The sequence below is a fragment of the Thalassolituus maritimus genome, from assembly GCF_900156675.1.
In the GTDB taxonomy this organism is placed as follows: Bacteria; Pseudomonadota; Gammaproteobacteria; order Pseudomonadales; family Oceanobacteraceae; genus Thalassolituus; species Thalassolituus maritimus.
The window spans coordinates 103,315-128,327 of the sequence record NZ_FTOH01000009.1 but is presented as its reverse complement, the minus strand read 5'-3'; the positions used below and the strand labels follow the sequence as shown (position 1 = coordinate 128,327).

Genomic DNA, 25,013 nt, shown 5'->3' with positions numbered 1-25,013 from the left:
AAGCGGATTATACTTTCTACCACGGAGCAGGCATGCCTCACCCCACTCCCAGCTTCCCCGATACAGCACCGGGAGATCACTGGATACTGCAGAAGTACGCTCTGGATAAGCACGCAATCGTTGCTGTTACAGACAAACAAGGACGCATCGAATACGTCAATGACCTGTTCTGCGACATCAGTGGCTACGAACGCGAAGAGTTAATTGGCCGCACTCATCACATGGTGAACTCCGGTCATCACAGCAGACAATTTTTCGAAGAAATGTTCGACACACTCGCCGATAACGACATCTGGCGTGGAGAAATCTGCAATCGTCGTAAGACCGGTGAGCTCTACTGGGTAGAAACGACCATTTCTACCCAACGCGATGAAACCGGTGAAATCACGGGTTACGTGGCCCTGCGCACCGACGTCACAGACCAGCACCGCACTCTGGACGCAATGCGCCGTTTGCATGAAATTACTTCTGACCGCCAGGCAACCATAGACACTAAAGCTGAGCGAATCCTTCGTCTGGGCTGTGAGATATTCAACCTGCCGATTGGCATCATCAGTCACATCGTTGATGAACAATATACAGTGCGCTTCACTCTGAACCCTGAAAACGCACTTAAGCCCGGTGATAACTTTCAGCTAGGTAATACCTATTGTTCTGAAACTATCGCTGGTTGTCATGCGGTCGCGCACCACCATGTGGGCGATAGCGAAACCCAGCATCACCCTGCTTACGCCAATTTTGGTCTTGAGTCGTATCTCGCCGCCCCCCTGTTTCTCAAAGATAAGCTGTACGGCACAATTAATTTCTCGGGCCCGGAGCCGCGATCACGCGCTTTCAGCACCGGCGAGATTGAGCTGATTCAATTATTTGCGAAGTGGATGGGCGACGAGCTTGCTCGCGAAGAAACCGATAATGAACTGGAGCGGGATCGTCTGTTACTGGATGCCGTCAGTAAGCAAGCTCGTATTGGTGGCTGGGAACTCGACCTCACAACGGAAAACCTCTACTGGACCCCAGTCACCCGCCTTATCCACGAAGTAGACGATGATTTTATACCCACGGTCGATAACGGCATCGACTTTTACGATGGCGATGAAGCGAAAGAGCGTCTCCGCGAAGCAATCGCAAGCGCCGTTGAAAAGGGTAAGAGCTGGGACCTCGAATTACCACTGAAAACAGCGAAAGGTCGAAGAATCTGGGCCCGCGCAATGGGTACTCCCGTTATGGTAGACGGTATTTGTACCCGACTGTTTGGGTCCTTTCAGGACATCACCGAAGAACGGGAACAGGAAGCTGAGAAGCGCGAGGAGGCTCAGCGTAATCAGCTAATGATTGAGTCTACGGCCATTGGCTTCTGGGACTGGAACGTCAAAACCGGAGAAACCTCTTTCAGTGAACGCTGGGCCAACATTATTGGGTACACTCTCGATGAGCTTTCACCGGTCTCAATCGACACCTGGCTGGAAGCTTGCCATCCGGATGACCTTGAACGGTCAGGTGAACTTCTGACGCAGCACTGGGAAGGCAAACTGGATCGCTATGAATGCGAAGCCCGGATGAGACACAAAGACGGTCACTGGATCTGGGTTCATGACACCGGACGTGTCGTTGAATGGGACGATGAGGGTCAGCCTCTGCGCATGATCGGCACGCACCTCGACATCACCGAAAACAAACTGGCGCAGACCGAAATCAACATCAGTCACCAGAGAATCCAGCTGGCGACTGAGTCTGCGGGCATCTGTATCTGGGAGCACAACCTGATCACCGGCGAGATGGCCTGGGACGCAGGTATGCGCGAGCTGTACGGCATCGCTCCTGAGGTCACACCTCCCAGCATTAAAGAGTGGGAGTCCTTCATTCACCCAGATGACCACGACTGGGTAGTGACCCGACTCAAAGACGCCATCGAGCATACGAAGCCATTCGATTATGAGTTCAGAATCGTTCGTGCCGACGGGAAAGAGCGTCATGTTCGAACCGCCGCTGTGATACTGTCCGATGACCATACCCAGGGATCCCGGGTCGTTGGCATGACCAGCGATGTGACTCAGCAGAAAGAGAATGAACTTGCTTTGTTAGCTGCGAAGCGGGAAGCAGAAAGTGCCGCACGAACGAAAAGTGACTTCCTTGCGACCATGAGCCATGAAATCCGCACGCCTATGAACGGCGTGTTGGGAATGCTCAACCTGCTGAAAGACACACCGCTGACCGACGATCAGCTCAACCGGATACGCATTGCGCAAAACAGTGCCCAGTCTTTGCTTGCACTGATAAACGACATACTCGACTTCTCTAAAATCGAAGCGAATAAGCTTGAACTTGAATCCATCGAGTTTGAACTCAACGGCGTACTGACGGCAGCAACAGAGTCTCTTGCCAGCCAGGCAGAAACAAAAGCCGTCGAACTATTAGTCGACACCTCCCGGCTACACACCAATACCGTTGTCGGAGACCCCGGCCGGGTTCGCCAGATACTTGTTAACCTGTTAAGCAATGCGATTAAGTTCACCAATGAAGGAGAAGTAACTGTATCGCTCGAGCAAATACTAATCGATGACAAGTGGCAACTATCGATCACGGTGAAAGATACCGGCATCGGTATTGATGAAACCAAACGGGTGAACCTTTTCAATGCGTTTAACCAGGTCGATTCTTCAACGACACGAGAGTTCGGCGGTAGCGGCCTTGGTTTGGCCATCGTCAAAAACCTGTGTGAACGGATGAAGGGTTCGGTTTCAGTTGAAAGTACCCCAACGGTAGGCAGCGCATTTACCGCCACGATTCAGCTCGATATTGCCCCAGGTGCTACCCCGCTTCCCGGCCTCAATGGCACTCGTGTACTGGCTATTATTAATAACCCGAAATCGCGTGAGATTACCCGGAAGAACCTGGAAGCACTGGGAGCCAGAGTCGATGCCGTCGGCTCAACGGCCGACGCATCAGAAATATTGATAGGCGACCCAGACAGCGTCGACCTTCTCATTTTGAGCAGCAATATTCCCGGTGAAGACTGGAGAGACAGTTCTGAAGCATTAGCTCAGCTACCAGCCATGGATACAGCACTCAGAGTTCTGATGGTACCGGTAAGCTTCCGCCAGTCAGAACGGGTTCTCGAGTCCGGCAGACTCCATGGCCATGTACTAAAGCCGTTGAACGTACTCAATCTCGTCGAATACTTCCATACACGCAAAGAGTTCGATCATACCGGCAATGCGGACGTTACGAACAAGAAGCCCACCTTTCGGGACAAACGAGTGCTGCTTGTCGAAGACAACCGCGTAAATCAACTTGTCGCAGAAGAAATGCTCACCGCTTTGGGTATTAAAGTAGTGGTCACTGAAAATGGTGAAGAGGCTATTCAGAAAATCAGCTCAGAAGAAACTCCATTCGACCTCATTCTTATGGACTGCCAGATGCCTGTAATGGATGGCTATCAGGCAACGCGGGCTCTACGACACGGACGCGCTGGCGACCAACACCAGAGTACCCCTGTCATCGCCATGACAGCACACGCCATGACTGGCGACAAAGAGCGCTGCCTTGCGTCTGGTATGAATGACTATCTGGCAAAGCCAGTAGACCCGGGTTTACTGACCTCCATGCTCGAACGGTGGTTACTGGCAGATGACGGGAGTCAGGATGCTTCCGTGAGCGACAGAGCCGTCGTCATTAAAAGTCAGCCACAAACCGGCGGAAAAATCTGGGACCGCCAGCAAGCTCTGAAGCGTGTGGTAGGAAACGAGAAATTACTCAACCAACTGATCGACATGTTCCGCAGCGAGCAGCCTGTACGCCTTTCTGAGATGACGCAGCTCCTTGATGGAGGGCGCTTTGAGGCGCTCAGAGAGGTAGCCCATAACCTCAAAGGAGTCGCAGGTAACCTCGGGCTGGTCGCCATACAAAAAGTCGCCTCAAGGTTGGATCAGGATATACGTACCGGTAACACTGGCACAGCAGAGATGCTGCTCGATGAGCTGCATGAAGAAACGGCACGACTTACAGAGTTGCTTGAAAACACAAGCAATAATGAAGCGCCCGTACCACTGATTGGCCTGAGAGAACGACTTGTTGCAATAAATCACGCTTTGGAACAAAACGACTACATTAGCCAGAAGAGTCTTGAATTCATGCTTAAACCCCTTGGGAATGCCTATTACGAGGCAGAATTGGGGCAGCTTGCGCACGAGATCACAGCATTTGAAAATGCAAAAGCTCAGTCTAGGATTAAATCACTGCTTCAGCAGATAACCGAGAGCTATAAGAATGCGTAATGAAAATCCGTTGTCCACTGTTTTGATTGTTGACGATTCGCCGTCGAACATACGCGTCATGGCCGCGGTGCTTCAGGAGCGCTATCGTGTAAAAACAGCGACGAGCGGACAGCAATGTCTCGATATGGCACTCCGGCACAAGCCAGACCTGATCCTTCTTGATATCGAAATGCCAGGAATTTCCGGATACGAAACCTGCCGCGAACTCAAAGATATGAGCGAAACCCGGGACATCCCCGTCATTTTTGTTACTGGTCGCGACAATATCGAAGACGAGGAACTGGGCCTGCGTATTGGCGCAGTTGACTACATCACCAAACCCATTCGTCCGGTGATCTTGTCAGCACGCGTTGATACTCACGTTACACTGAAGCGACAGCAGGATCGTTTGTTGCAGCTGGCTATGCACGACCAGCTCACCGGCCTGTACAACCGACACTACATGCTGGAAATGGTCGAACAAAGAATTGCGCGTGCGCGTCGGCATAACACACCGCTCACCACTTTGATTATCGACCTCGATCACTTCAAAAAAATCAACGATACCCATGGGCACATTGCTGGCGATCAGATTCTCGAACAGGTATCGGCACTCCTCCAGCGCCAATGCCGCACCGAAGATACCGTCGCTCGCTTTGGAGGCGAAGAATTTATCGTACTGATGGAACCCTGTTCACTGAATCAGGCACACTACAAAGCCGAGGTGATGCGCCACCAGATATCCGAGCTCATGCCCTCTTCTATCCCTGTCACCGTAAGCATTGGCGCGGCAGAACTGGCGGATCACGATGAAAATTTCAATGACCTTCTCAAGCGTGCAGATGATGCGTTATACAGGGCAAAAGAAAATGGCCGGAATTGCACTGAGCTTGCTCCCCCAGAAGACAGAGTGACAACCTCCAAAGCCCCTCACTAATCAGGTACAATCGCCGCCCTGAGATAACTACCCTGGCGGCGAAGGTACACACCATGACAGACCACCCCTCAAATCCAAGTGTCGGTGAAGGCGATGCAATTCCAAGCAGCGGCAAAGTAGGATTCGTGTCTCTCGGCTGCCCGAAAGCCCTGGTGGACTCCGAACGCATCCTGACCCAACTCAAGCTTGACGGCTATGACGTGGTAAACCAGTACAACAACGCAGATGTCGTTGTCGTAAACACCTGTGGTTTTATCGATGCTGCCAAACAGGAATCTCTCGACGCCATCAATGAAGCCATGAACGAAAACGGTCGTGTGATTGTGACTGGCTGTATGGGTAAAGGCGCCGATGCTGAACTGATCAAAGAAAAGAACCCCGGTGTTCTCGCAGTGACAGGCCCACAAGCCTACGAAGAGGTCATGACCGCAGTTCATGAATGGTCACCTAAGCAAACCGAACATAATCCGTTTACAGATCTGGTTCCGCCCCAAGGTGTGAAGCTGACACCTCGCCACTACTCTTACCTGAAGATCTCAGAAGGCTGTAACCACAGCTGCACCTTCTGCATCATCCCGGATATGCGTGGGAAGCATGTCAGTCGTCCTATCGGCGATGTACTGGAAGAAGCGAAACGCCTAGTCAATGCAGGCACCAAAGAGCTACTCGTGATCTCTCAGGACACCTCCGCTTACGGTGTCGACCTGAAGTACCGCACTGGCTTCTGGGATGGCAAGCCGGTAAAAACCAAGATGCTCGACCTCTGTGAAGAGCTCGGCAAGATGGGAGTTTGGGTGCGCCTGCATTACGTTTACCCTTACCCGCACGTAGACGACGTGATTCCGCTGATGGCTGACGGGAAGATACTTCCGTACCTGGATATCCCCTTCCAGCATGCCAGCCCACGTGTTCTGAAGCTGATGAAACGTCCTGCACATGCAGAAAATACACTGGCGCGCATTAAGAAATGGCGTGAAATCTGCCCTGAGCTCGTACTTCGTTCTACCTTCGTCGTTGGATTCCCCGGCGAAACGGAAGAGGATTTTCAGATACTTCTGGACTGGCTGGAAGAAGCCGAACTGGATCGCGTTGGCTGTTTCAAATACAGCCCGGTTGAAGGCGCAAAAGCCAATGACCTGCCTGACCACGTGCCGGACGACATCCAGCAGGAGCGTCATGACCGCTTTATGGAAAAAGCGCAGGAAATCAGCACGCGTAAGCTGGCCCGAAGAGTGGGTACCCGCATGACTGTGCTTATTGATGAAGTCGATGACGAAGGTGCGATTGGCCGCTCAATCGCCGACGCGCCCAACATCGACGGCATGGTTTACCTGAACGAGTTCTTCGATTGTGCACCCGGTGATTTTGTTGAAGTCGAAATCGAGCATTCCGACGAATACGACTTATGGGGCTCACCGGTTAACGGTTGATACATTCAGAGGTCGCCGTTAGCCAGACAAGCTGGCCGAATGCCTCCTACAAGCCGATAACATCTTGTAGGAGCCATTCGGCCTTTTTTGCTATCGGCGATCACCCTGCCAACATTGCATCCAGATCATCCTGCGACGGCATAAACCAGTATGAGCCCGTCAGTGCGTCACTGTAGTCCATCATGGCATCGGTAATACCGTCGTCTTTGCCCAGCATACTGTTGATCACATTTACGAAGCGATCCATGTCGCAGGCAAATGCCAGAAAATAAAGTCCTTTATCCTCTCCGCCACCATAAGGTGTTCCTCGGCGATACATTTTCATCGGCACATCGTTGACGTCAATATCCGTACGCCCGACATGCGACTCCGGTGGCAATGCTGTTCCTTCAAGTTCAATATTCGTTTCTTTGGTGCGACCAATCACATTTTCCTGGGCATTAACACTGAGGCTCAGGAACTCCTGTAATTTGTGGGTCCATTTCTGGCCCAAAACAAACGAACCTCCCTCTCCCGGCTGCCCTTCGGGGATAAGCGCTGCGGCTCGCTTTTTCTCAGCCGTTCCGGGATTCCCAGTACCGTCGACAAAGCCAGTAAGAATACGCGCATCACGGGTTTTATAGCCATCAAGATCCAGCTCCAGGTCTGCAATGTCGGACAGAGCCTCAGTGACCTGTACAACAGCGTTCATGACATCGCCACGATCTTCGCCAACAACCCAGATGAACATATCTCTCTGAGAAGCAGGCATCACATGACCTCTAGCGGAATACTGAGCTGTAAAATCATGAAGGCCCTCGGGAGACCAGCCTGGCCCTAGCCGCTGCCAGGAGGCTTGATTGAACGCTACCAGGATGTTCGCTCCGTCAACTGGCTTGACCGCCTGCGACAGGGCCTGACGTAATTCAGCATCAGATGCCGAACGAAATTGATATTCAAGGTACTGGCTGCTGCGACCCGGCTCTTCAAACAGGCCGGCCTGATGTGTCTTCATTCTAACTACTCCGGTTGTCGACGCCCTCTGTATCTTCAGAGGTTTCAATTATTCTAGCGCCAGACAACCGAGAGTTCAGCCGTTATTTAAATGAAACCCTTTCACCCACTCCACGAATTGTTGAGACGGCATGGAACGTCCAAACAAGAAGCCCTGACCGCACCCGCAGCCCATGTCACGAAGCGTATCAAGCTGATTTCCATTCTCAATACCCTCGGCCGTTACGTTCATTCCGAGTACGCCACAGAGTGCAAAAATAGCTTTGCAAATTTCTACATCGCTTTCACTATTCGGAAGATCCATAACGAAGCTTCGGTCGATTTTTACCCGATCGAAAGGCAAGAATTTCAGTCGGCTTAATGAAGAATAACCGGTACCAAAATCGTCGATAGCAAGTCGAATTCCGAGAGCACGCAACTGGTCAAGCTGCTGTTTAGAACGCTTATTATTCTGAATCGCGGTCTCCGTAACCTCCAGCTCAACTCTATCTGCCGGAACGTCATGCTCGTTTAAGAGGTAGCTGATAATAGCCGGGAAATTCTTATCAGATAACTGACGAGCAGACACATTGACCGATACAACGAGGTCCGTCAGCCCCTGTGACCTCCAGTGATGCAATTGGGTAAAGCTCTCTACTAAGACTTTTTTACCCAACTCGAGAATTACATTGCTCTGCTCTGCTATCGGAATAAACCGCTCTGGCGGGATCATTCCGAGGTCATGACTATACCAACGGCATAACGCCTCTGCCCCATAGACACGGTTATTAACAACATCGACGAGTGGCTGAAACTCAACACAGATTTCGTTACTGTTCAGCGCACCTTTAATATTGCGTTCGATACGGTTTCGCTCAACCGAAACCATCGCCAGTTCAAAATCATAAAACTTATAACAACTCTTGCCGGCGCTTTTCGCATGCATCAAGGCTGTGTCAGCAGCCGTAATCACATCTTCATGCGTGATCAACTCCCCACCTGAAATGGCAACACCAATACTGGCAGAAACCTCGACCACTTCACGGGATAATGTGATAGGTTCGGCGACTGCTCTAAGCAATTTATTCGCCATTACACGCAGCCCTTCATGGTCGCTGAAGTGCGGTGCTACAATGACGAATTCATCGCCACCAACACGAGTAACCGTATCGTCTTCCCTTACCGAGCTGACAAATCGCTCGGCAATAATCTGCAATAATCGGTCTCCCTCAGCATGCCCTAAGGTGTCATTAACGAGCTTAAAACCGTCAAGGTCGATATAAAGCACAGCCACAGGTTCCGCTGAATTACGCTGTGCATGCAGACATTCACTCAACGTGCGTTCAAGGTGAACGCGATTTCCGACACCTGTCAGGGAATCAAGAAACGCCATTCTCTGCAGGTTCTTTTCAGCGCGGCGAAGCTCACCAATATCTGAAATAGTAAATACATAATTGGTGACCATGCCATCATCATCAAATACGCCAGAAATATGCTCCCAGGCCGGAAAACGCTCACCAGATTTGGTATTGCAGGCTACTTCACCACTCCAGAAATGATTACCTTGTTCAAGGAGCTTGGGTGAAAAGTGGTCTTTATGACGACGAGCGTGAAGAAACTCATCCGGATCGCGCCCCTTGACCTCATCAATGCTGAATCCGGTTATCGTTTCTAATGCAGGGTTAGCGGATATCACTTTTCGCTGTGCATCCGTAATCAATATGGCCTCAGATATCGATTCAAACACTACCCTGGCCTGGCGTAGCTCCTCTCTTTCTCGCACTTCTGTCTCAACATCACGAGCAATACCAACAACCTTTCTCTGATCTTCACTATCACTTATAACTGCGGCAAACAAATCGACATTGTGATAATTTCCTGACTCTTTTAACTGCAGCCTGACTTGTTGTGATAACTGCCCTGTATTGTTGAGAGACGACACGAGGAAGTCCCGATCCTCCGGGTGAACTCGCCTGATAATATCATCTACTGTACCAGTGAAACTTTTCACTTCTGGCCGATCTGGCTCAGGCAAATTTAGCTCACCCTCAGGTTGCCATTCCCAGGCGGACATATTGGCAGCATCTAGTGCCAATTTCAGTTTCATGTCACTCTTTTTTATTTCGTCATCAACAGCGTGCTTAGCCAGCGCCACCTGAATGGATGCGTCGATCTCCCGACCATCATAAGGTTTTATCAAATAACCATAAGGAGTCGACTGACCGGCTTCACGAATTACCGATCTGTCCGAGTATGCGCTTAAGAAGATGACAGGTATACCGAGCTCTTGAGATATTTTATAGGCTGCCTCTGTGCCCATCATGGCTGTTTTTAAATGAATATCCATAAGAACCAGATCAGGCTTCAACCGGCGTGCAAACTCGATTGATTCCTCCCCAGAAGCAACGCTACCAACCACCAGATAACCCAGTTTTTCCAGCGTCATCTTCAAGTCCAGCGCAGTGATCCGCTCATCTTCCGTGATCAGAATCTTTTCGCCACTCATTCCTCTGTCTCCTGCTTGCGAAAGCGTATTTCATAGCGAGTTCCATTATCTCTTATCAACGCTATTTCTCCGTCCAGCTGCTCGACTAATCCGGGAATCAGCTGGAATCCAAGCGATGTTGTTTTGCCGAGTTCTATCCCTTCCTCGACTCCCTTTCCGTTGTCCTCAACAACCACAATATTCATATCACCATCTTGTGACATTGAAATACGTATCTCACCGACATCCTGATCAGTAAATGCATGCTTTATGGAGTTCGTTACGAGCTCATTAAGCAACAAACCGAAAGGCAGTGCCTGATCCATCGTCAGAAAGACTTCCCGGTCCGGAGGCACAAGGACGGTTTCAATATTCTGACTGCTGCTCATCGTGTGGCTGCGCGTAATCAGCGTGACTAACTCGCTACTGTATCTTGCAGCGCCGATACTCTCGTACGTTTTGTGCTCGTATAGCTGCTGGTGCATCAGGGCCATTGCCTTCACCCGCCCCTGGCTTTCAAGAAATGCGTCTACCAGCTCTTCGGGGACACTGCGCGCCTGAAGGCTCAATAAACTGGAAACCACCTGAAGATTATTTTTTACCCGGTGATGGACCTCGTTGAGGAGAGACGTCTTTTCTTTCAATGCTTTAATAAGACTCGCCTGGATCTGCTTCTGAATCGAAATATCGACGACTGTTGCGAGAACCCGAGTCCCTTCCGGAAACTGCAAAGGCGTCAATGCGACTTCTACCGGAAATTCAGAACCGTCGCGTCGGCATGCCATTAATTCACGCATAGCCGCCATGGCTCGTGGGACTGGACTTTCCTGGTAACGCGAGCGCTCTTTTCGATGCTTGTCACGGAGGTGTGCAGGGATAAGATCTTCGATTGAGCAGGAGTACAGTTCGGATAGCGAGTAACCAAACATACTGGCCATACTTGGATTGGCTAGCATGATTTCCCCGTAATCGTTAATCATCACGAGACCATCAGCGGTGGAATCAAACACGCGGCGAAAGCGTTTTTCACTGAGCGATAATTCAGCTTCCCGACTTTTTCGCTCAGAGACATCATTTGCTGATGCCACAAGGTGTGTAACTTCTCCATCAGAGCCCAGTAGAGGTGTAATCATAAAGTCAATCGTGATTCGGGTATCACCCACGGTGCGGATAGGCACGTCGTAACGAACCGTTTCACCAGCTCCGGCACGAATAACTGCCGAACGCAATTGCATCTGAATCTTCGGAGAATAATTCCACCAGATACAGTCCCAGAAACGCTTGCCAACAACATCGGCCAGATCAATGCCCGCGGCCTGAAGCGGTGCCCGATTGGCGTCAATAAGGAGACCGTCTGGAGAGAGAATGCCGACAAAGGTAAACAGGCTGTCGAGAATACGTCGCTGCAGTTCGTGAGCTTCTTCCTGAGTGCGCTTGAGCTCATACTCGAGCGTCCGATTGACCGCCATAACCAGAATTCCGGCAACCCGGCCCGGCGAGGAAAAAATCGGAAGATACGACGCTTCCCAAAAAGAGTCCTGCCCGACTACACTGGGCGTCTCACCGGCAATCTCAAGGTTTCTTACGGGCTCACCGGTTTCAATAACTTCCTTCAAGATGGGAGTAATCAGCGGACCTAACTTGGGCAAAACCTCCGAGACAGTTCTGCCAACGTGTTCCTCACCAGAAACGCCGTTAAACCTCGCCAGAAGGGAATTCAGCTCCACATACCGTAGCCCGGTATCAAGTATCGCAATCCCCATATCCTCGGAGCTCAGTACGGCGTCGAACGCCCCGGACTTCAGCCCCGTCAAATCCCTCTGTTCCGTTACCGCCATTGCCTGCTCCCGCGCTTCTCGCGCCGCATAGCCCCTGTAACATCAGGTTAGTCGAATTTTGTTCTTATTGAAGGTTAATGGCCTCAATGACCAATTTAACCTCCGGTCAGACATTACCAGCCAGACTTTTGTTCCTGGAAGTGAAAATTAATCTCTTTTGCTAAAACTGACTGTTCACGCTGAATAGCTTGGCTCGGACTGCCCGTCGGTAGTCAGATGGCGCCACGCCCTGCCAACGACGAAAGATGCGCCCGAAATGACTGGCATCACTGAATCCGCACATCTGAGCGATCTCTGCTATTGAGAGGTCACTGTTTTTAAGCCACTCCTTACCAAAACGACACTTGAGATGAAGCAGGTACTGCCCCGGGGACTCGCCGGTCACCTTTTTGAAGCGCCGACTCAGTTGCCTTTCACTTAAACCTGCCAGCTCTGAAATCCGATCCATCGCCAGAGTACCCTGCCAATGCTGATGTAACCAGCTCTGCGCCAGTGCTATGGCTTCATCAGCGTGCTGCGGGGCTCCTTCAGTAAACACTCTTTTATCGAAGGACATACGGGCTTCGGGAGAGAATTGCCGTTCAACGTAGGCTGCGGTTTCGTTAGTAAACAATGTACCGATCAGATGAATCATCAGGTCAGCGCCTGAGTTAATACTGGCGGCGCAATAAATACGCCCTGCCTGCGTCAGCAGGTGATCGCGCTGCAGGCTAACATCCGGAAAATCGTGCTCAAAATCATTCAGAGCATGCCAATGGGTGGTCGCAGCCTGACCATTAAGCAGCCCCGCCTTCGCCAGAAGCCAGGCCCCTGTGCCGATACTCATGACAGACGCACCCTCGGAATAACGCTGCCTGAGCCATTCACAGACAGGATCTGATGAATCTAACTTTCGTAATGGATTACGCCACATAGCAGGCACGATCACCAGATCGGTCTTACCTACATCCGCCAAAGGCGTTCCGCTAACGATATTTAGCCCGCCTATTGGCTGACAACCCACTGCTGGGGACACTGATTCGACATTCAGGCTCAATCGCGAACGGCTTTTGGTGTGATGGTAGCTCACCGCGGCATGGAGCATTTCAAGCGGCATTGCCAGGCTGGACAAGAGCATCTGATCGAGCTGCAGAACGCTGACATGAAAGTCAGATCGATTTAGCAAGAATACCTCCGGATAAGCCGCTTGTGTCTTTTATATACCACTATACGTCTTTTTTATTCTATTCCGAACAACTGAATCCGGAGCACACTGTGTGGGCACACTCGGGCAAACGCCCAAAACCTTGCTTGATTATATGCCGGAGGCCACTGTGTCTGATTCAACTTACTCTCCTGAAATCACCGATGTAGTGATTGCCGCGTTCGGCGGTATCAACGCCGCTGGGCGTGCCTCTGGCCATCAAGCGTATCGACGGATTATTTACGATGCACTCTCCCCCGTTCAGCAAGCAGAACTGCAGAATGAGTTGGCAAATCTGACTGACCAACCACCTCACGAGGTTCTCAATAACTCGCTTGTCCGGACGTGGGATGAAGACTGCCCTGACCTGCGTGGCTGGAATCCACAATCTATGGTTTTTAACGAAATCCAGCGTGAGGGATCAGAAAAAGAAACTGAAATAGATAACGGTATAACCAATGCATCAAACGCTACGACCAGCAAACTCTATCGAGAGACTTACAAGCGCTGCGATGTGCAGAGCGCTGGTCAGATTCCGACCGGATTTGACGTAGCCAGCCTCTACAACTCGAAACACCATCCTCGCGGCTTACAACTAGCGCTCTACGCTGCCGCCGACGCACTCGGCAACCTGGGTATGAGTGCCGATGACATTAAAGAACACCTCTGCCCCGACGACATTGCTGTCTACATGGGCTCGACGGCGGGTCAGCTTGATATGCAGGGGTTCGGCGGCATGTTGTGCGCCCCCTTGATGGGCCAGCGCAACACCTCCCGCCAGTTACCAATGGGCATATCCACCATGCCCGCCGACTTTATCAACGCTTACCTGCTTGGCAATACTGGAGCTACTGGAAGCAACAACGGCGCCTGTGCCAGCTTCCTCTACAACCTGCGTATGGCGCTTGATGATATCCGCAGCGGTCGCCGTAAGCTTGTCCTCACAGGTAACAGCGAAGCGCCGCTCATCCCGGGCATTGTTGAGGGCTTTAATGCTATGGGAGCACTCGCTACCGAAGAGCGCCTGCAAAAACTTGAAGGTCTGAGCAACAATCAACAACCTGAGTTTCGCCGTGCTTCCAGACCCTTCGCTCAAAACGTTGGCTTCACCCTGGCAGAGTCGGCTCAGTGTTTCGTGCTTACCAGTCGGGATACCGCGCTTGAGCTTGGGCTGAATATACTCGGGAGTATTGGCGACGTATTTATCCACGCAGATGGCTACAAACGTTCAATCTCGGCACCGGGCATTGGCAACTACATCACCATGGGTAAAGCCATGGCCAGCGCGAAACGTACACTGAGTAAAACCGCTCTGGGTGACACTGCCCTGCAGAAGAGCTTTGTGCAGGCTCACGGCAGCAGCACTCCACAAAATCGTACTACCGAATCAGACATGTTTAACCGGCTGGCCAAAGAATTTGGCATCAGTGAGTGGCCGGTCTGCGCAGTTAAAGCCCACTTGGGGCACTCCATCTCGGCGGCTTCCGCCGACCAGCTGTTAATGACCCTGGGCTCCTGGAACTACGGTATTCTGCCCGGCATCACCACAGCCAGCGAAATCGCGCCCGACGTGCAGCAGTCGCATCTGAAAATTCCGCTGAACCATACCAAGGTTTCAGCCGAAGATATCCCGGTCTGCTTCATTAACAGCAAAGGCTTTGGAGGCAACAACGCCAGCGCCTGGGTGCTAAGCGGACAAGCAAGCCGTGAACACCTGAAAACACTCGTCACCGAAGCCGAATGGCACAGCTACATAGCAAGAAATGAGAAGATCCGGGAGAGTCAGCAGCAGTACCTGAGCGCTGTCGCGAAAGAGAACTTACCACTGCCCTACCGGGATAAAGAAGCCCAGCCGGAGCCGGATGATATTGAATTGAGTGCGGAAGGAATGAAATTACCGGGGTGGGCTGAGCGGATTACGTTTTAATGCATCGCACATAGCATGCGCTCCTATAACACTATGCATCCGATGCATCTTTTAGTTCATATAACTTTTTGAGAATCTTACCTCTCAATGCTAAATAGCCGAAGCAGACAGAAAAATACGCAGATGCTGAAGAAAAGCCCCGCTCATTGAGCCATGCAATGGCATCACTGAGACCAATAAAGCCCAAGACCAGAACAATCCCACCTAGTAAAATACCAGGAAGCAGAAGATTATATTTTAGTGTGTCCAACCTCTCTTTCTTCAGGGAAGAGAGAGCGAGCTTTTTATTCAGCTGGCCTTCTTCAGTGTTTAATAAGCGCCACTGGATCAGGTCGTCACCTGTGTACCCCAACACGACAGGATCTACGGCATTCTCTATTGCTTCAGGCGATACTATCCGTTGCTGATGCGATAACAGCTCTGGTGAATAAGTAACATTCAAACTATTGAAAAATCTATCAACAAATCGATCAAAATGATCTATATATTCCTGAAATACTTGGTGAGCGCAACGCAGACCAAGCTGAACAACCATGTAGTGATCGTTTCCAAGGGGGAGCAACCAAACCTCTCCGGTCTTATGGCGATAGTTGTAATGGTCATAACCATGCCAGCATTGACCAGAAACCTCTCGTTTCCGCCACCGTAGGTCTGAAAAACCCGGAGGGAAAGCTAAGATGCTGGAGTCGCTATTCTTAGAGTCTTCATAACGCTTCTTATCGTGCTTGTATCCTGTTTCACAATGGCGAAGGTGTGCATTCTTCAGATTAACCGGATCAAAGAAGGAACCACCATCGCTATCCCTGTAAACCACACCTTGAACAGAAAGGGAGTAATGTTCGTAAGTTCCCTCGCGGCCATAGCTCCACTCGCCCCAAAAACGCTCGCGTTTAAAAAAGGCGTTAGGAAGATCGTCGAACGAAGGGTACTCAGACGCGGCATTAATTATTTCATGAAGTTCATGACGAACATTCAGCGCCTTATCATAATAGCTCTCGTAGAATCTCAGGGATTCATGTCCCGGGGCATCCAACTTGGTTGGAGTTACCATCTCTGACACACAAGGCCGCCTTGGAGAGAGGAACTCAACCTTAGTACCCCATATTTCCCAACGAATCTTACGGCGAATCAATCGTTCAACAACCGACATCATCCCAGCTCCTCTTCCGAATAGCCGAACGATATTTCGTAAGGTAATAGATAGTCATCGATCGTGATGTTTGAAATAACATCGAAATTTATTTCACACTTCGCGTCCTCATTTCTATCACTAACTTTCGATGCCAGATACAAAGCTATTTTATAATCGTTTGAATCTACCGGTATCTGAGACATTTCCTGATCAGAAGCAACATCCCAGATCCCGTCTTCAGATGATAACCATATAGGATATAAATGGTGCGTATCAGGATAATATTCCCGATGTACCCTGGGCTCTCTGTAGTTCATATAGATAAAGATTGAAGCACCGACAGCAACCAAAGCTGACAAGCTAACAACAACCAGAAATAGGGTTGGATACAAAACCTGCGAGTACAAGGGAGCGACGACCAACACAGATAAGGCCGCGATCAACCATTTTGAAAAACCGAGTATAAGATATCTATTGAAATCTTTAGATACATAAACATTCTTTAAATCGGTTTCCTCTGAGATTTCACTCCACTTGATAGACTTCAATTTTTTGTCCACGATCAGGCGGGATAAAAACCACCAAATAAAGATAGACAGTGACGCACAACCAATCGCATACAAAGCGCCTGAGTCCACCCCAATATGAAATAGAAACGGAACAAAATCGTTCAGAACTTCTTTAAAGAATTTAACTGCATCCATCAGACTAAATGCGGCAGAGAACGAAATGAGCGTGACCGCCAAGGTGAATCCTATCCGGTCAATGGTCAGCAGTGCCTTGTATTTTAACGATTTCAACGATCCAACTTCCATATACTAATTGATCAGAAAACAATAACACTGCCATCCCAGTATAGTAACTTCCCATGTTCCTTTTCAGAGAGTTTCTTCATCACAACAATCAAACGACTCGCCGTCTGCTCCCGAGAATACAGTTTACCCTTTGCAACACCAGACTGAAACGGTTCTGACAAGCCGGTATCTGTCGTCCCCGGATGCTGCGCCACAACCACACTGCCCGGTGCTTTACGCCCCCACTCAATCGACAAATTGCGAATAAACATATTCAACGCCGCCTTGCTCATACGGTAACTGTACCAGCCACCAAGCGCGTTATCTTCGATACTGCCAACCATCGCGGATAACGACACCCACTTAATCGGAGCGGTACGCTTTACCTGGGGGGCAATCGCCTGCGCTAAATGAATATGCGACTGCACATTCACCAGCATATTTTGCTGCAACCACTCTGAAGTTAACTGCAACAGTGATTTCTCAGGCATATTCCAACCGCCGTGAAGAATCCCTGTACAGCAAAACACCGCATCGACTGGGCCACGATCAGCAAGAAATTTTGAAACCTGATCAACCGATTCAGGCTTAGTTAGGTCACACACCAAGTGAGAAGACGACGGCTCGCCAAAACGACTGATCGTCAGAACATAATCGCCATCGGCGCGGAGTTTATCGGCAATTGCTGCACCAATGCCGCCAGATGAACCAGCTACTAAGACTTTCATTGTCACCTCGCTCGTTGAATGGATCTCCACCTTAATGGAGATGACGTCCGGTTCCGCTAATGCTTATGCCAGAATCAAAAGTTCAGGATTGTGATTCCTGTACTCCAGGCCTATCGTTCCTGCTGCACCCTGTGCATTCTCGCTGCCGCCCTGTCATTCCCGCGCAGGCGGGAATCCAGCGCACAAAAAAGGCGTCATCAATAGACGCCTCTTCATTGCAAGGAGGTCAGGCCTCCTTGCACCGTTGCATTATGTAACGCTTAAAACGGCACGTCGTCGTCAAAATCATCATACGCCTGCGATGGCGCTGGCTGCTGAGCAAACTGCGGCACATCATCCATGCGCTCAACACGCCACGCCTGCAAACTGGTAAAACACTTCTCTGGCTTACCCGGTGCGTTCCAGAGGCGACCGTTCAGATTGAACTGAACCTTAATCTCATCGCCTGGCTGGTAGCTGTCCATCAGAGCACACTTGTCTTTGATCAACTCAAGAGCCACGTAGTTCGGGTACTCTTCCTTCTCGCCTTCACCGGTCAGTTTGACCACAAACTCACGCTTAGTGAACCCGTTATGACCGAACGACTGCGTCTCACCGATGGTGTGGATGATTCCCGTAACTTCAAAACCCTTGGCCATGCTGTGCTCCTCGTAAATGATGGTGTCATTGTAAGGAGGTCAGAAAAGCTTTGAAAGCCCGAAGTTAAAACCAGAATAGGAATAGTCGTCTTCAGAAAGATAAGAAACGAACTCGCCATTCACAGTAAGGCCCGGCTTAATGCCTGCCGTCACTCCCAAGCCATACGACAGGCCTGTATCGCCATCCGTGGCTTCGTCTTCCGTATCGACAACTTCGGCCCTGAACTCCGCCTTACTCACACCCAGCAAGCCATAAAGCCGGAAACCAGCGATGTCACTGGTCTGAACCTTGGCAAACCCCGAGAACATATTACCCAAAGAGACATCGACTTCGGTTGTACCTACCTCAGTAGAATCAGCCTCCAGGCCAAAGGCGTAATCCGCTCTCAAACTGAAATTATCAGTCAAAGGCTTCTCAAGAGAAAGTAGCCCGCCGATAGGAGATACGCTATCCGCACCATCTTCCTCATAGCTACCCACCTGAACAGATGCACCCGCGATCAGACCATGCTCAACGACAGGCCTCTCGGCGTACGCTACGGATGAAAGTACCCAGCAAACCGCTACTACTAGTTTCTTATTAATCATACTTAGCCAAAATTATTTTGAAGGATGATTAAAGAATAGAATGGGTGTTAGGAGATGGCGAAGAGTGGCCGGAAAAGAAACCATGAAGACGGCTACGAATCCTCCCCGGCCACTCCACACAGAGCTAATAATCAGAACACCAAACTCAACTCTCCTCTGATACGGGAAAGTTCAGCAAGATCTTTCTCGGCTGCAGACGTGCTGTAATCCAAACGTAAGTCCTGTAGCTGATCCCTGATAATGCCTATCAGGTCTGCCTTATTAGTTAACACTCCACCGCTGCTATCGCTAGAGGTAGAGCCCCCTTGGTTCACTTCGCTGTCACCGGCAACCTCATCATCGTCTGAATCGTCCGAGCCAATAGCAATCCCTAAGAAGTGCCTACGTATAGAAGAAGCCATCAAGGAACCACCGACAAGCGGGTCAGCATCTTCCTTCTTAGCTTTCTTGCCCTTTTTCTTCTTCGGTGCAGCTTTCATATACTTATCAGTATCAAAAGCTTCGGCATCATCCACTTCAAATGCACCGACTTCCAACAGATTAAGCTCCAGCGCCTTTACGAGAGATGCCTTTGTCTTACGTCGTTCAATGTCGTGGGTGATCGCGGATTCATATTCATCGATGACATTAAATAACTTACCTGCGGCTACTTTCGCTGAGTCTCGAGGCTTGTCCCAACTTTCGAGCACCTCAAACAAACTCTTCTCACGGAAAGCCAGTTCACCACCACATTCACTGCTATAGGCTGATATTCCTTCGAAGGCAATACCGTTCATCGAGAGTTCGTCACACACCTGATCCAGCACTTCATCCAGTGTCGCTAACGGGCGAAGATCCGCTTTATTCAGTACGACGTAAATCGGGATATCGAGCTCACTCAGTGACCACAGTTGTTCGAGATCATCACGCGGTACGGTTCCATTAGCATCCATACCGATAACCCACAGCAAAGCCTCCCCCTGTGTGACAAATTCATCCGACGCCATCAAATCGCCACCGGTAGCACCATCGCGGTCTCCCGGGTTGTAACCCGGTAAATCGATAAAGGCGATATGCTTTAGCGTCTGCAAAGGCACTTCCAGCGACATAAAGGGCAGAAGATCGCGCAAGTTAAAGCCAAACTCCTCTACAAACTTATGTGACAATCGAGCATACATATCGGCAGACACATCGAAAATGCCCCCCCCGTCTGGATAACCTTTAATAGCGACATCATCCGAGTGAAATACGTAGGTCGGAATAGCCGTTACAGGCTCAATACCAATCGGCAGGCTGACATCCTCATTCGCAAATAAGCTAGTGATTAACGACGATTTACCACTACTGAACCCCCCTGCCACGGCAACCACAGAGCGATTGGAGAATACCGACAGAGAGTCAATCAACCTCAACTCATCTTCGATTGCCCGAATTTTGATTACCTGCTGCGCCTCATTTGCGACAACATTTATCCGATTAATCAGAGGTAAAAGCTGCCCGTCGAGAATCTCTTTAAACCTGAGGTACTGATCCGACTGCATTTTTATGGGTGAGATCGCCGAGCAAACGAGCTCATAACGGCTGTCGAGATCTGTCTTCGCATCGCGAAGCCCCGACAGCGCACCCTGTAAGTTGGCAACTTCCTGTTTCTTCGCTTTAAACGCAGCCACTGCCGTTTTGTACTCTTCCAATAGCTTGGCGCTTTTGACTTTGAGGCTACTGAGTTCCTTAGCAGCCACCTCTCCACTGCGTATCTCAGAACTCAGCTTTTCTTTATTTACGTTTAATTCAGAAACCGTCAAATCCAATTGATCGACCGTCTCAAGCCAAGACTCATAGGTGCGTTCGTATTCTTCACGCAAGCGACGTATTGAGCGACTGAGTGGAGAGAAAACTTTCTCTCCACCTGATATCTTTAACTTAGTTACTTCGGGTGCATTCATAACAATTTTCTTATTGCGGCTTCCAGGCGTGAAATCTTCTCGAGCGTCAGGGTCTTGTTCTCAACCATCTGCTGCAAGCTCTCGGCTTCCTTGATGAGATCGGCCAGTAACTCTTCGCCGATATTACGTTTGGTAATGGCGTCCACCGTCTCCTTCACTGTAGAAATAAACTCAAAACCACGCTTCTCGAGCGAAGAGGCATAAGCCTGAGCGGCTTCAAGGTAGTCATCTACGTCAGAGCCAGTCAGTTTCCTCGTCTTAGCCAACTCTGCTGGTAATTCCGGAACGTCTACCAAAGGCAAATCCACGAGTTTAGTCACTACCGCCCGACACACAGCTTGCAGTCGATTAATATCGACACAATCGTCTCCCATAGACTCGCGCAACTGGCGGGAAATACCGCTGATCAGGCTAGAACGCCAACGCAGCAGGCTTTGCGTGGCACAATCTTTCATACCGGCGTGCATTAAACGGGCAAAACCCTCCAAAGCACGCCGAACAGTCAGTGGCCTCAGAGTATCGTAAGTACGGGTTCGGTCTTCATAGCCGCCTAAACCAGTTGCTCGTCCCAACCCTGCCCAAAAACCACTCTTTTCTGCTTGATAGGTTTCACTCTCCTGCCCACTGGCAGTCTCGGATTTCTCGTCGACCGTATCAATCGCACGCTGAATCACCCGCTCAAGCTCAACCGGAAGCTTTAATTTCACCTCATCCGCCTGATCCATAAACTCATTATTTGCCGCGACAATGCCATTGGCAGAAGCCGACTTTAAACGCTCAAGATCTTTTTCAAGCTCTGCTACGTCGCCGTTTGAGACTTCTTTATGGCGTGCCGCAAGAGCCGTCAGCGTTTGGTCTTTAATCTTATTGAGAGTAGAAACCTGAGCTTCTATAAAATGACGGGCTTGCTGATTGATAATCTCTGATTTCTTGCTCTTAACCTTATCTACTGCCGCCTGAAGCTTTTCACGCGCAGACAAGACTCTGAGGTTTGTCATCACATCATCATGGTGGGTAAAGTAATCACCGTAACTATTTTTAAGGAGTTTCAACGTGTGAGCCGCAGTAATATCTTCTGACTGACCGCTATCGTTCAGCAGGGTTTCACAAATGCCTGAAGTAACAATCAAGCGCTCAGAGAGTTCACTCCGGATTCGCGTCAGCACCTCATTTTCAAGGCCACTTAAAGCGCTATAAGCCTGACCAACGAGAGTATCATGCAGTTTTGACAAAGCTTGATGAAAGTCGCCTTTGGCATCTTTACGAATACTGCCATGCAACTGCGTATCGGCCTGACTCGCGACAATATAGATTTCCTGTGTTCCTTCACGGCTACTCAGGCGATCTGCAAGCTCGAAATCCTGCTGACTTAAAAACTGGCCAGCCGGGCTCACCATAAAGGCCGCATTACAATCTTTCAGACGCTCATAAGTACGCTGCTCACGAGATTTAACGGGGTCGTTCACTCCAGGGGTATCAACAACCTCGATTCCCTTCAAAGCATCATTTTTAATGCCAATCGTCATCTCTCGAGTGAATGGCATCAGCCGCCCTGAGGCGCCAACATATTCATTCAGCTCGCGAATCAACTCTTCATGCGATTCAGCCTCAAGTACTCTTGATACCCCAAGATCAGCGACATTCACCCCAGAACGCTGCATACGCTTAATGAGATCAGCAGCAGATGCCAGAACACCATCTTCGCCAATTTCGCGAATCGCTTTCTTCTCGAGCAATGCTTCATCCAAGGGCGGGATTGGGCGTTTCGACTGTTCAACGCGTGCCTTGTGATCGTCTCGATACTTCTGAACTAGGCGGGACACTTCCTGTTCAAATTCACGCGCTTTATGCTTAAGAAGCTCGACGTCTTCCTGGCTGAAGAAGTGAACCTCCGCACAGAACTTCTCCGAATATCCAATCGACGTCAGTGCTGCTGTCATTGGCGTCGCGGCCTTAGGCAGCACCTCTTTACCATCAAAAAGCAATGCGTTGATCAGTGAAGACTTCCCCGCCTTCACTCGTCCAATAACACCAATCTTTAACGTACGTCCTTCTTCCTGCAGTGCAGACAAGTGCGTGTGTGCCTCTTTAGCGCTGCAAAACCCTTCAATTCGTGTTTGGTTTCTGATCGACGCGTCAAGAATGTCATCGTTTTTGGCAATCAGCTTCTCAAAGTCGTTCAACGACGTGAGGTAATCTTTCGGATTAGTTGACATCAGCAAATACTCCTTTTGCTATAGCCTTAGTTTTCATCTCGTTTTTAATCTTCTCAAGGTCTTGTTGTTTCGATTGCAACGCACTGATTTCCGACTCGGATCGCTTGGCAACCTCATCATACAAGGATTTCTGAGCACTCACTTTCTCACTGATCTGCTCAGACACTACCCGGATGATTTCAGACTCAGAACGCTGCAAAGAATCCATAACCTGAGGACGAACCTGAGAAATAACCGTCGGAATGACCTGAGACGATATTGCCTCCCGGTAACGATCATTTTCAGCATTCGATTTGAAACTACCAAACAGCTGACCAATGATTCCCGGCAGTATCGCAAAAACAACTCGCAACACAGGATTAGGGATCATAATGGCAAAACCACTGATGGCATTGATCGCTTTGCCAAGGGGGTTCTTATCGGCATCATGGGTGTAATGGGCACCAGCGTTCTGGCCGGTAGTAGCATCCTGAAGACCTGCTAAGGCATTCATTACTTCTGATTCGAGCACACCGACCATGTTTTCCAACCAGCCCTCACCGCCCAGAGATAAGCTGCCAATATTAATCTCGTCAGAGAACTGAAAAGCAATGTCGGAGGTAGATTTGCGAACAACAGTCTGAATTTCTACCGTTAGGGTGGAGCGAACGAGGTCTGCAACTCCTCGGCTTAATGCCGCCTCGCTCACCTTTGCTTGTGATACCAGTTCGTCAGTTGAACTGCGCAGCGCCTGATCAAGGCGGCTAATAACCAGCTCACACTTATCGCTCACGCCACTACCTTTAGCATCTTCCAGTAAACGCTGCTTCTCAGCCTCGACCTTGCGTAATGTCGATGCCGCTTCTTCAATTTTATTTTCAAGGGATGCTGCATCAGACGTAAGAGAACTGATCGCCGTATTCACCAGACCATCGGCATCAAAAAACAAATCCTTCACGCCTGGAATTGTCATGGCGTTAAACAGTGCCGATACATTCGCTGCCTTGAGACGCGATAACATCGCGCTGACATCGCTCTTATTGATCAAACCAACAGAGGCAGACTCCATAATCATGCTTAAGTGGTCGGCTACATGCTCCCTGGCCGCATTAACCTCGCTTTCAGATGCCAAGTCGGTCTTAGTCATCAAGACCTCTACTCGGCGCCCTAGATCCAGAATTTCCTCGATACGGCGACTGTCCTGTCGACTGACCGTACCGGCCTTGCAATCCACGAGGTACAAATACATCGCGCCCGTCGTGATATAACGCAAAATTGCCTGATTGTGCTGATCCAGACCAGAATCGAATCCAGGCATATCTACCAGAACCAATGGTTCAATGTCCTTCAATACGGGGCTGTTCAGGTAAATCCGGACAACCTGATAATCTTTGGCATTCTCTGACAACTCGGGCAGCGCCGTAATCGCATGTGTACTCCAGTCTCCGTTCTGAGCCTGAGCTGAGATCCGCTCATCTTCGCTGAAATGTAACTCTGCCGGTATTGCTGTTTCGGGGGTTACCTTCTCTGGCAGAATATCTCGCCCGACAAGGGCATTGAGCGCGGCAGATTTCCCGGCGCTGAACCCACCAACAACAGGCACATACAATGAGCAGTGATCAACAAAACCAGATGTTTTATCAAGCCCTGCAAACCATTCATCGGCATGCGATTTGAGAATTTCAGGAACGGTATTCACCGCACTATCAAACTGGCGGCTGAGTTCATTCAGGTAGGTGAGAATTTCTTGCTTACGAGTCATGTCCATGACACATCCTTTTCTTATTGACTTCATGTCCAGGCGTTTGAGCCTGATATCTTAACAGTATTCTGTTTACTTTGAGTGGCTATTGCATTCATGCCGCGCCTACAAGCCCGTCTTACCAGGCTTCGCATTGGCACCTACATATCACTCGAACAATTTCCATGCCAACAGGTAAAGCACATTACCAAGGGCTTCTTTAAATCTGAGCAGGTCGAATGCATATATT

16 protein-coding genes are annotated in these 25,013 nt (G+C 49.9%); 4 read left to right on the top strand and 12 right to left on the bottom strand.

What is annotated here, in order from left to right; all coding sequences use genetic code 11:
- Window positions 1–32: 32 nt before the first annotated feature.
- Genes BW941_RS14195 through rimO form a run of 3 tightly spaced genes read left to right on the top strand, consistent with a single transcriptional unit; the run spans window position 33 to window position 6,620 of the window.
- Window positions 33–4,274, top strand: coding sequence for a PAS domain-containing protein (locus BW941_RS14195; protein ID WP_076517164.1), 4,242 nt, complete (start codon window positions 33–35; stop codon window positions 4,272–4,274).
- Entirely contained in the window at window positions 4,267–5,190 is a 924-nt protein-coding gene (locus BW941_RS14190; protein WP_076517161.1) for a diguanylate cyclase, read from the top strand. Before BW941_RS14195 ends, BW941_RS14190 begins: the two co-directional genes overlap by 8 nt.
- 53 nt (window positions 5,191–5,243) lie before the next feature.
- On the top strand, window positions 5,244–6,620 hold the full coding sequence (gene rimO / locus BW941_RS14185) for a 30S ribosomal protein S12 methylthiotransferase RimO (RefSeq protein WP_076517159.1): 1,377 nt from the start codon (window positions 5,244–5,246) through the stop codon (window positions 6,618–6,620).
- Between the two features lie 100 nt (window positions 6,621–6,720).
- Here the strand turns inward: rimO and BW941_RS14180 are convergent, their stop codons facing one another.
- The 4 genes from BW941_RS14180 to BW941_RS14165 all read right to left on the bottom strand — a co-directional run bounded on the left by BW941_RS14180 (window position 6,721) and on the right by BW941_RS14165 (window position 13,080).
- Entirely contained in the window at window positions 6,721–7,614 is an 894-nt protein-coding gene (locus tag BW941_RS14180) for a Dyp-type peroxidase (RefSeq protein WP_076517157.1), read from the bottom strand.
- Window positions 7,615–7,689: 75 nt separating this feature from the next.
- Window positions 7,690–10,098 (bottom strand): two-component system response regulator, encoded by a 2,409-nt coding sequence (locus BW941_RS14175; RefSeq protein ID WP_076517154.1) that lies wholly within the window; start codon window positions 10,096–10,098, stop codon window positions 7,690–7,692.
- The gene (locus BW941_RS14170) at window positions 10,095–11,915 is read right to left on the bottom strand and encodes a PAS domain-containing protein (protein ID WP_076517152.1); all 1,821 of its coding nucleotides are present in this window, start codon (window positions 11,913–11,915) and stop codon (window positions 10,095–10,097) included. The genes BW941_RS14175 and BW941_RS14170 overlap by 4 nt, the downstream gene beginning before the upstream one ends.
- Window positions 11,916–12,075: 160 nt before the next feature.
- Window positions 12,076–13,080 carry a GlxA family transcriptional regulator gene (locus tag BW941_RS14165; protein ID WP_084189004.1) on the bottom strand — a complete coding sequence of 335 codons (1,005 nt, stop codon included), beginning with the start codon at window positions 13,078–13,080 and terminating at the stop codon, window positions 12,076–12,078.
- 148 nt (window positions 13,081–13,228) lie between these two features.
- Between BW941_RS14165 and BW941_RS14160 the strand changes: the two genes are divergently transcribed.
- The gene (locus tag BW941_RS14160) at window positions 13,229–15,025 is read left to right on the top strand and encodes a beta-ketoacyl synthase (RefSeq protein WP_175607917.1); all 1,797 of its coding nucleotides are present in this window, start codon (window positions 13,229–13,231) and stop codon (window positions 15,023–15,025) included.
- A gap of 31 nt (window positions 15,026–15,056) precedes the next feature.
- Here BW941_RS14160 and BW941_RS14155 read toward each other — a convergent pair whose 3' ends face one another.
- The 8 genes from BW941_RS14155 to BW941_RS14120 all read right to left on the bottom strand — a co-directional run bounded on the left by BW941_RS14155 (window position 15,057) and on the right by BW941_RS14120 (window position 24,784).
- The gene (locus BW941_RS14155) at window positions 15,057–16,178 is read right to left on the bottom strand and encodes a hypothetical protein (protein WP_076517150.1); all 1,122 of its coding nucleotides are present in this window, start codon (window positions 16,176–16,178) and stop codon (window positions 15,057–15,059) included.
- Complete coding sequence (locus BW941_RS14150; RefSeq protein WP_139325860.1) at window positions 16,175–16,957, bottom strand: hypothetical protein; 783 nt, start codon at window positions 16,955–16,957, stop codon at window positions 16,175–16,177. The genes BW941_RS14155 and BW941_RS14150 overlap by 4 nt, the downstream gene beginning before the upstream one ends.
- 26 nt (window positions 16,958–16,983) lie before the next feature.
- On the bottom strand, window positions 16,984–17,679 hold the full coding sequence (locus tag BW941_RS14145) for an SDR family NAD(P)-dependent oxidoreductase (protein ID WP_076517146.1): 696 nt from the start codon (window positions 17,677–17,679) through the stop codon (window positions 16,984–16,986).
- Window positions 17,680–17,939: 260 nt separating this feature from the next.
- Complete coding sequence (locus BW941_RS14140) at window positions 17,940–18,317, bottom strand: DUF3127 domain-containing protein (RefSeq protein ID WP_076517144.1); 378 nt, start codon at window positions 18,315–18,317, stop codon at window positions 17,940–17,942.
- 39 nt (window positions 18,318–18,356) lie between these two features.
- Complete coding sequence (locus tag BW941_RS14135; protein ID WP_076517142.1) at window positions 18,357–18,905, bottom strand: outer membrane beta-barrel protein; 549 nt, start codon at window positions 18,903–18,905, stop codon at window positions 18,357–18,359.
- A gap of 131 nt (window positions 18,906–19,036) precedes the next feature.
- The gene (locus tag BW941_RS14130; protein ID WP_084189000.1) at window positions 19,037–20,827 is read right to left on the bottom strand and encodes a dynamin family protein; all 1,791 of its coding nucleotides are present in this window, start codon (window positions 20,825–20,827) and stop codon (window positions 19,037–19,039) included.
- The gene (locus BW941_RS14125) at window positions 20,824–23,043 is read right to left on the bottom strand and encodes a dynamin family protein (protein ID WP_076517140.1); all 2,220 of its coding nucleotides are present in this window, start codon (window positions 23,041–23,043) and stop codon (window positions 20,824–20,826) included. Before BW941_RS14125 ends, BW941_RS14130 begins: the two co-directional genes overlap by 4 nt.
- Window positions 23,033–24,784 carry a dynamin family protein gene (locus tag BW941_RS14120; RefSeq protein WP_217693609.1) on the bottom strand — a complete coding sequence of 584 codons (1,752 nt, stop codon included), beginning with the start codon at window positions 24,782–24,784 and terminating at the stop codon, window positions 23,033–23,035. Before BW941_RS14120 ends, BW941_RS14125 begins: the two co-directional genes overlap by 11 nt.
- Window positions 24,785–25,013: the final 229 nt, after the last annotated feature.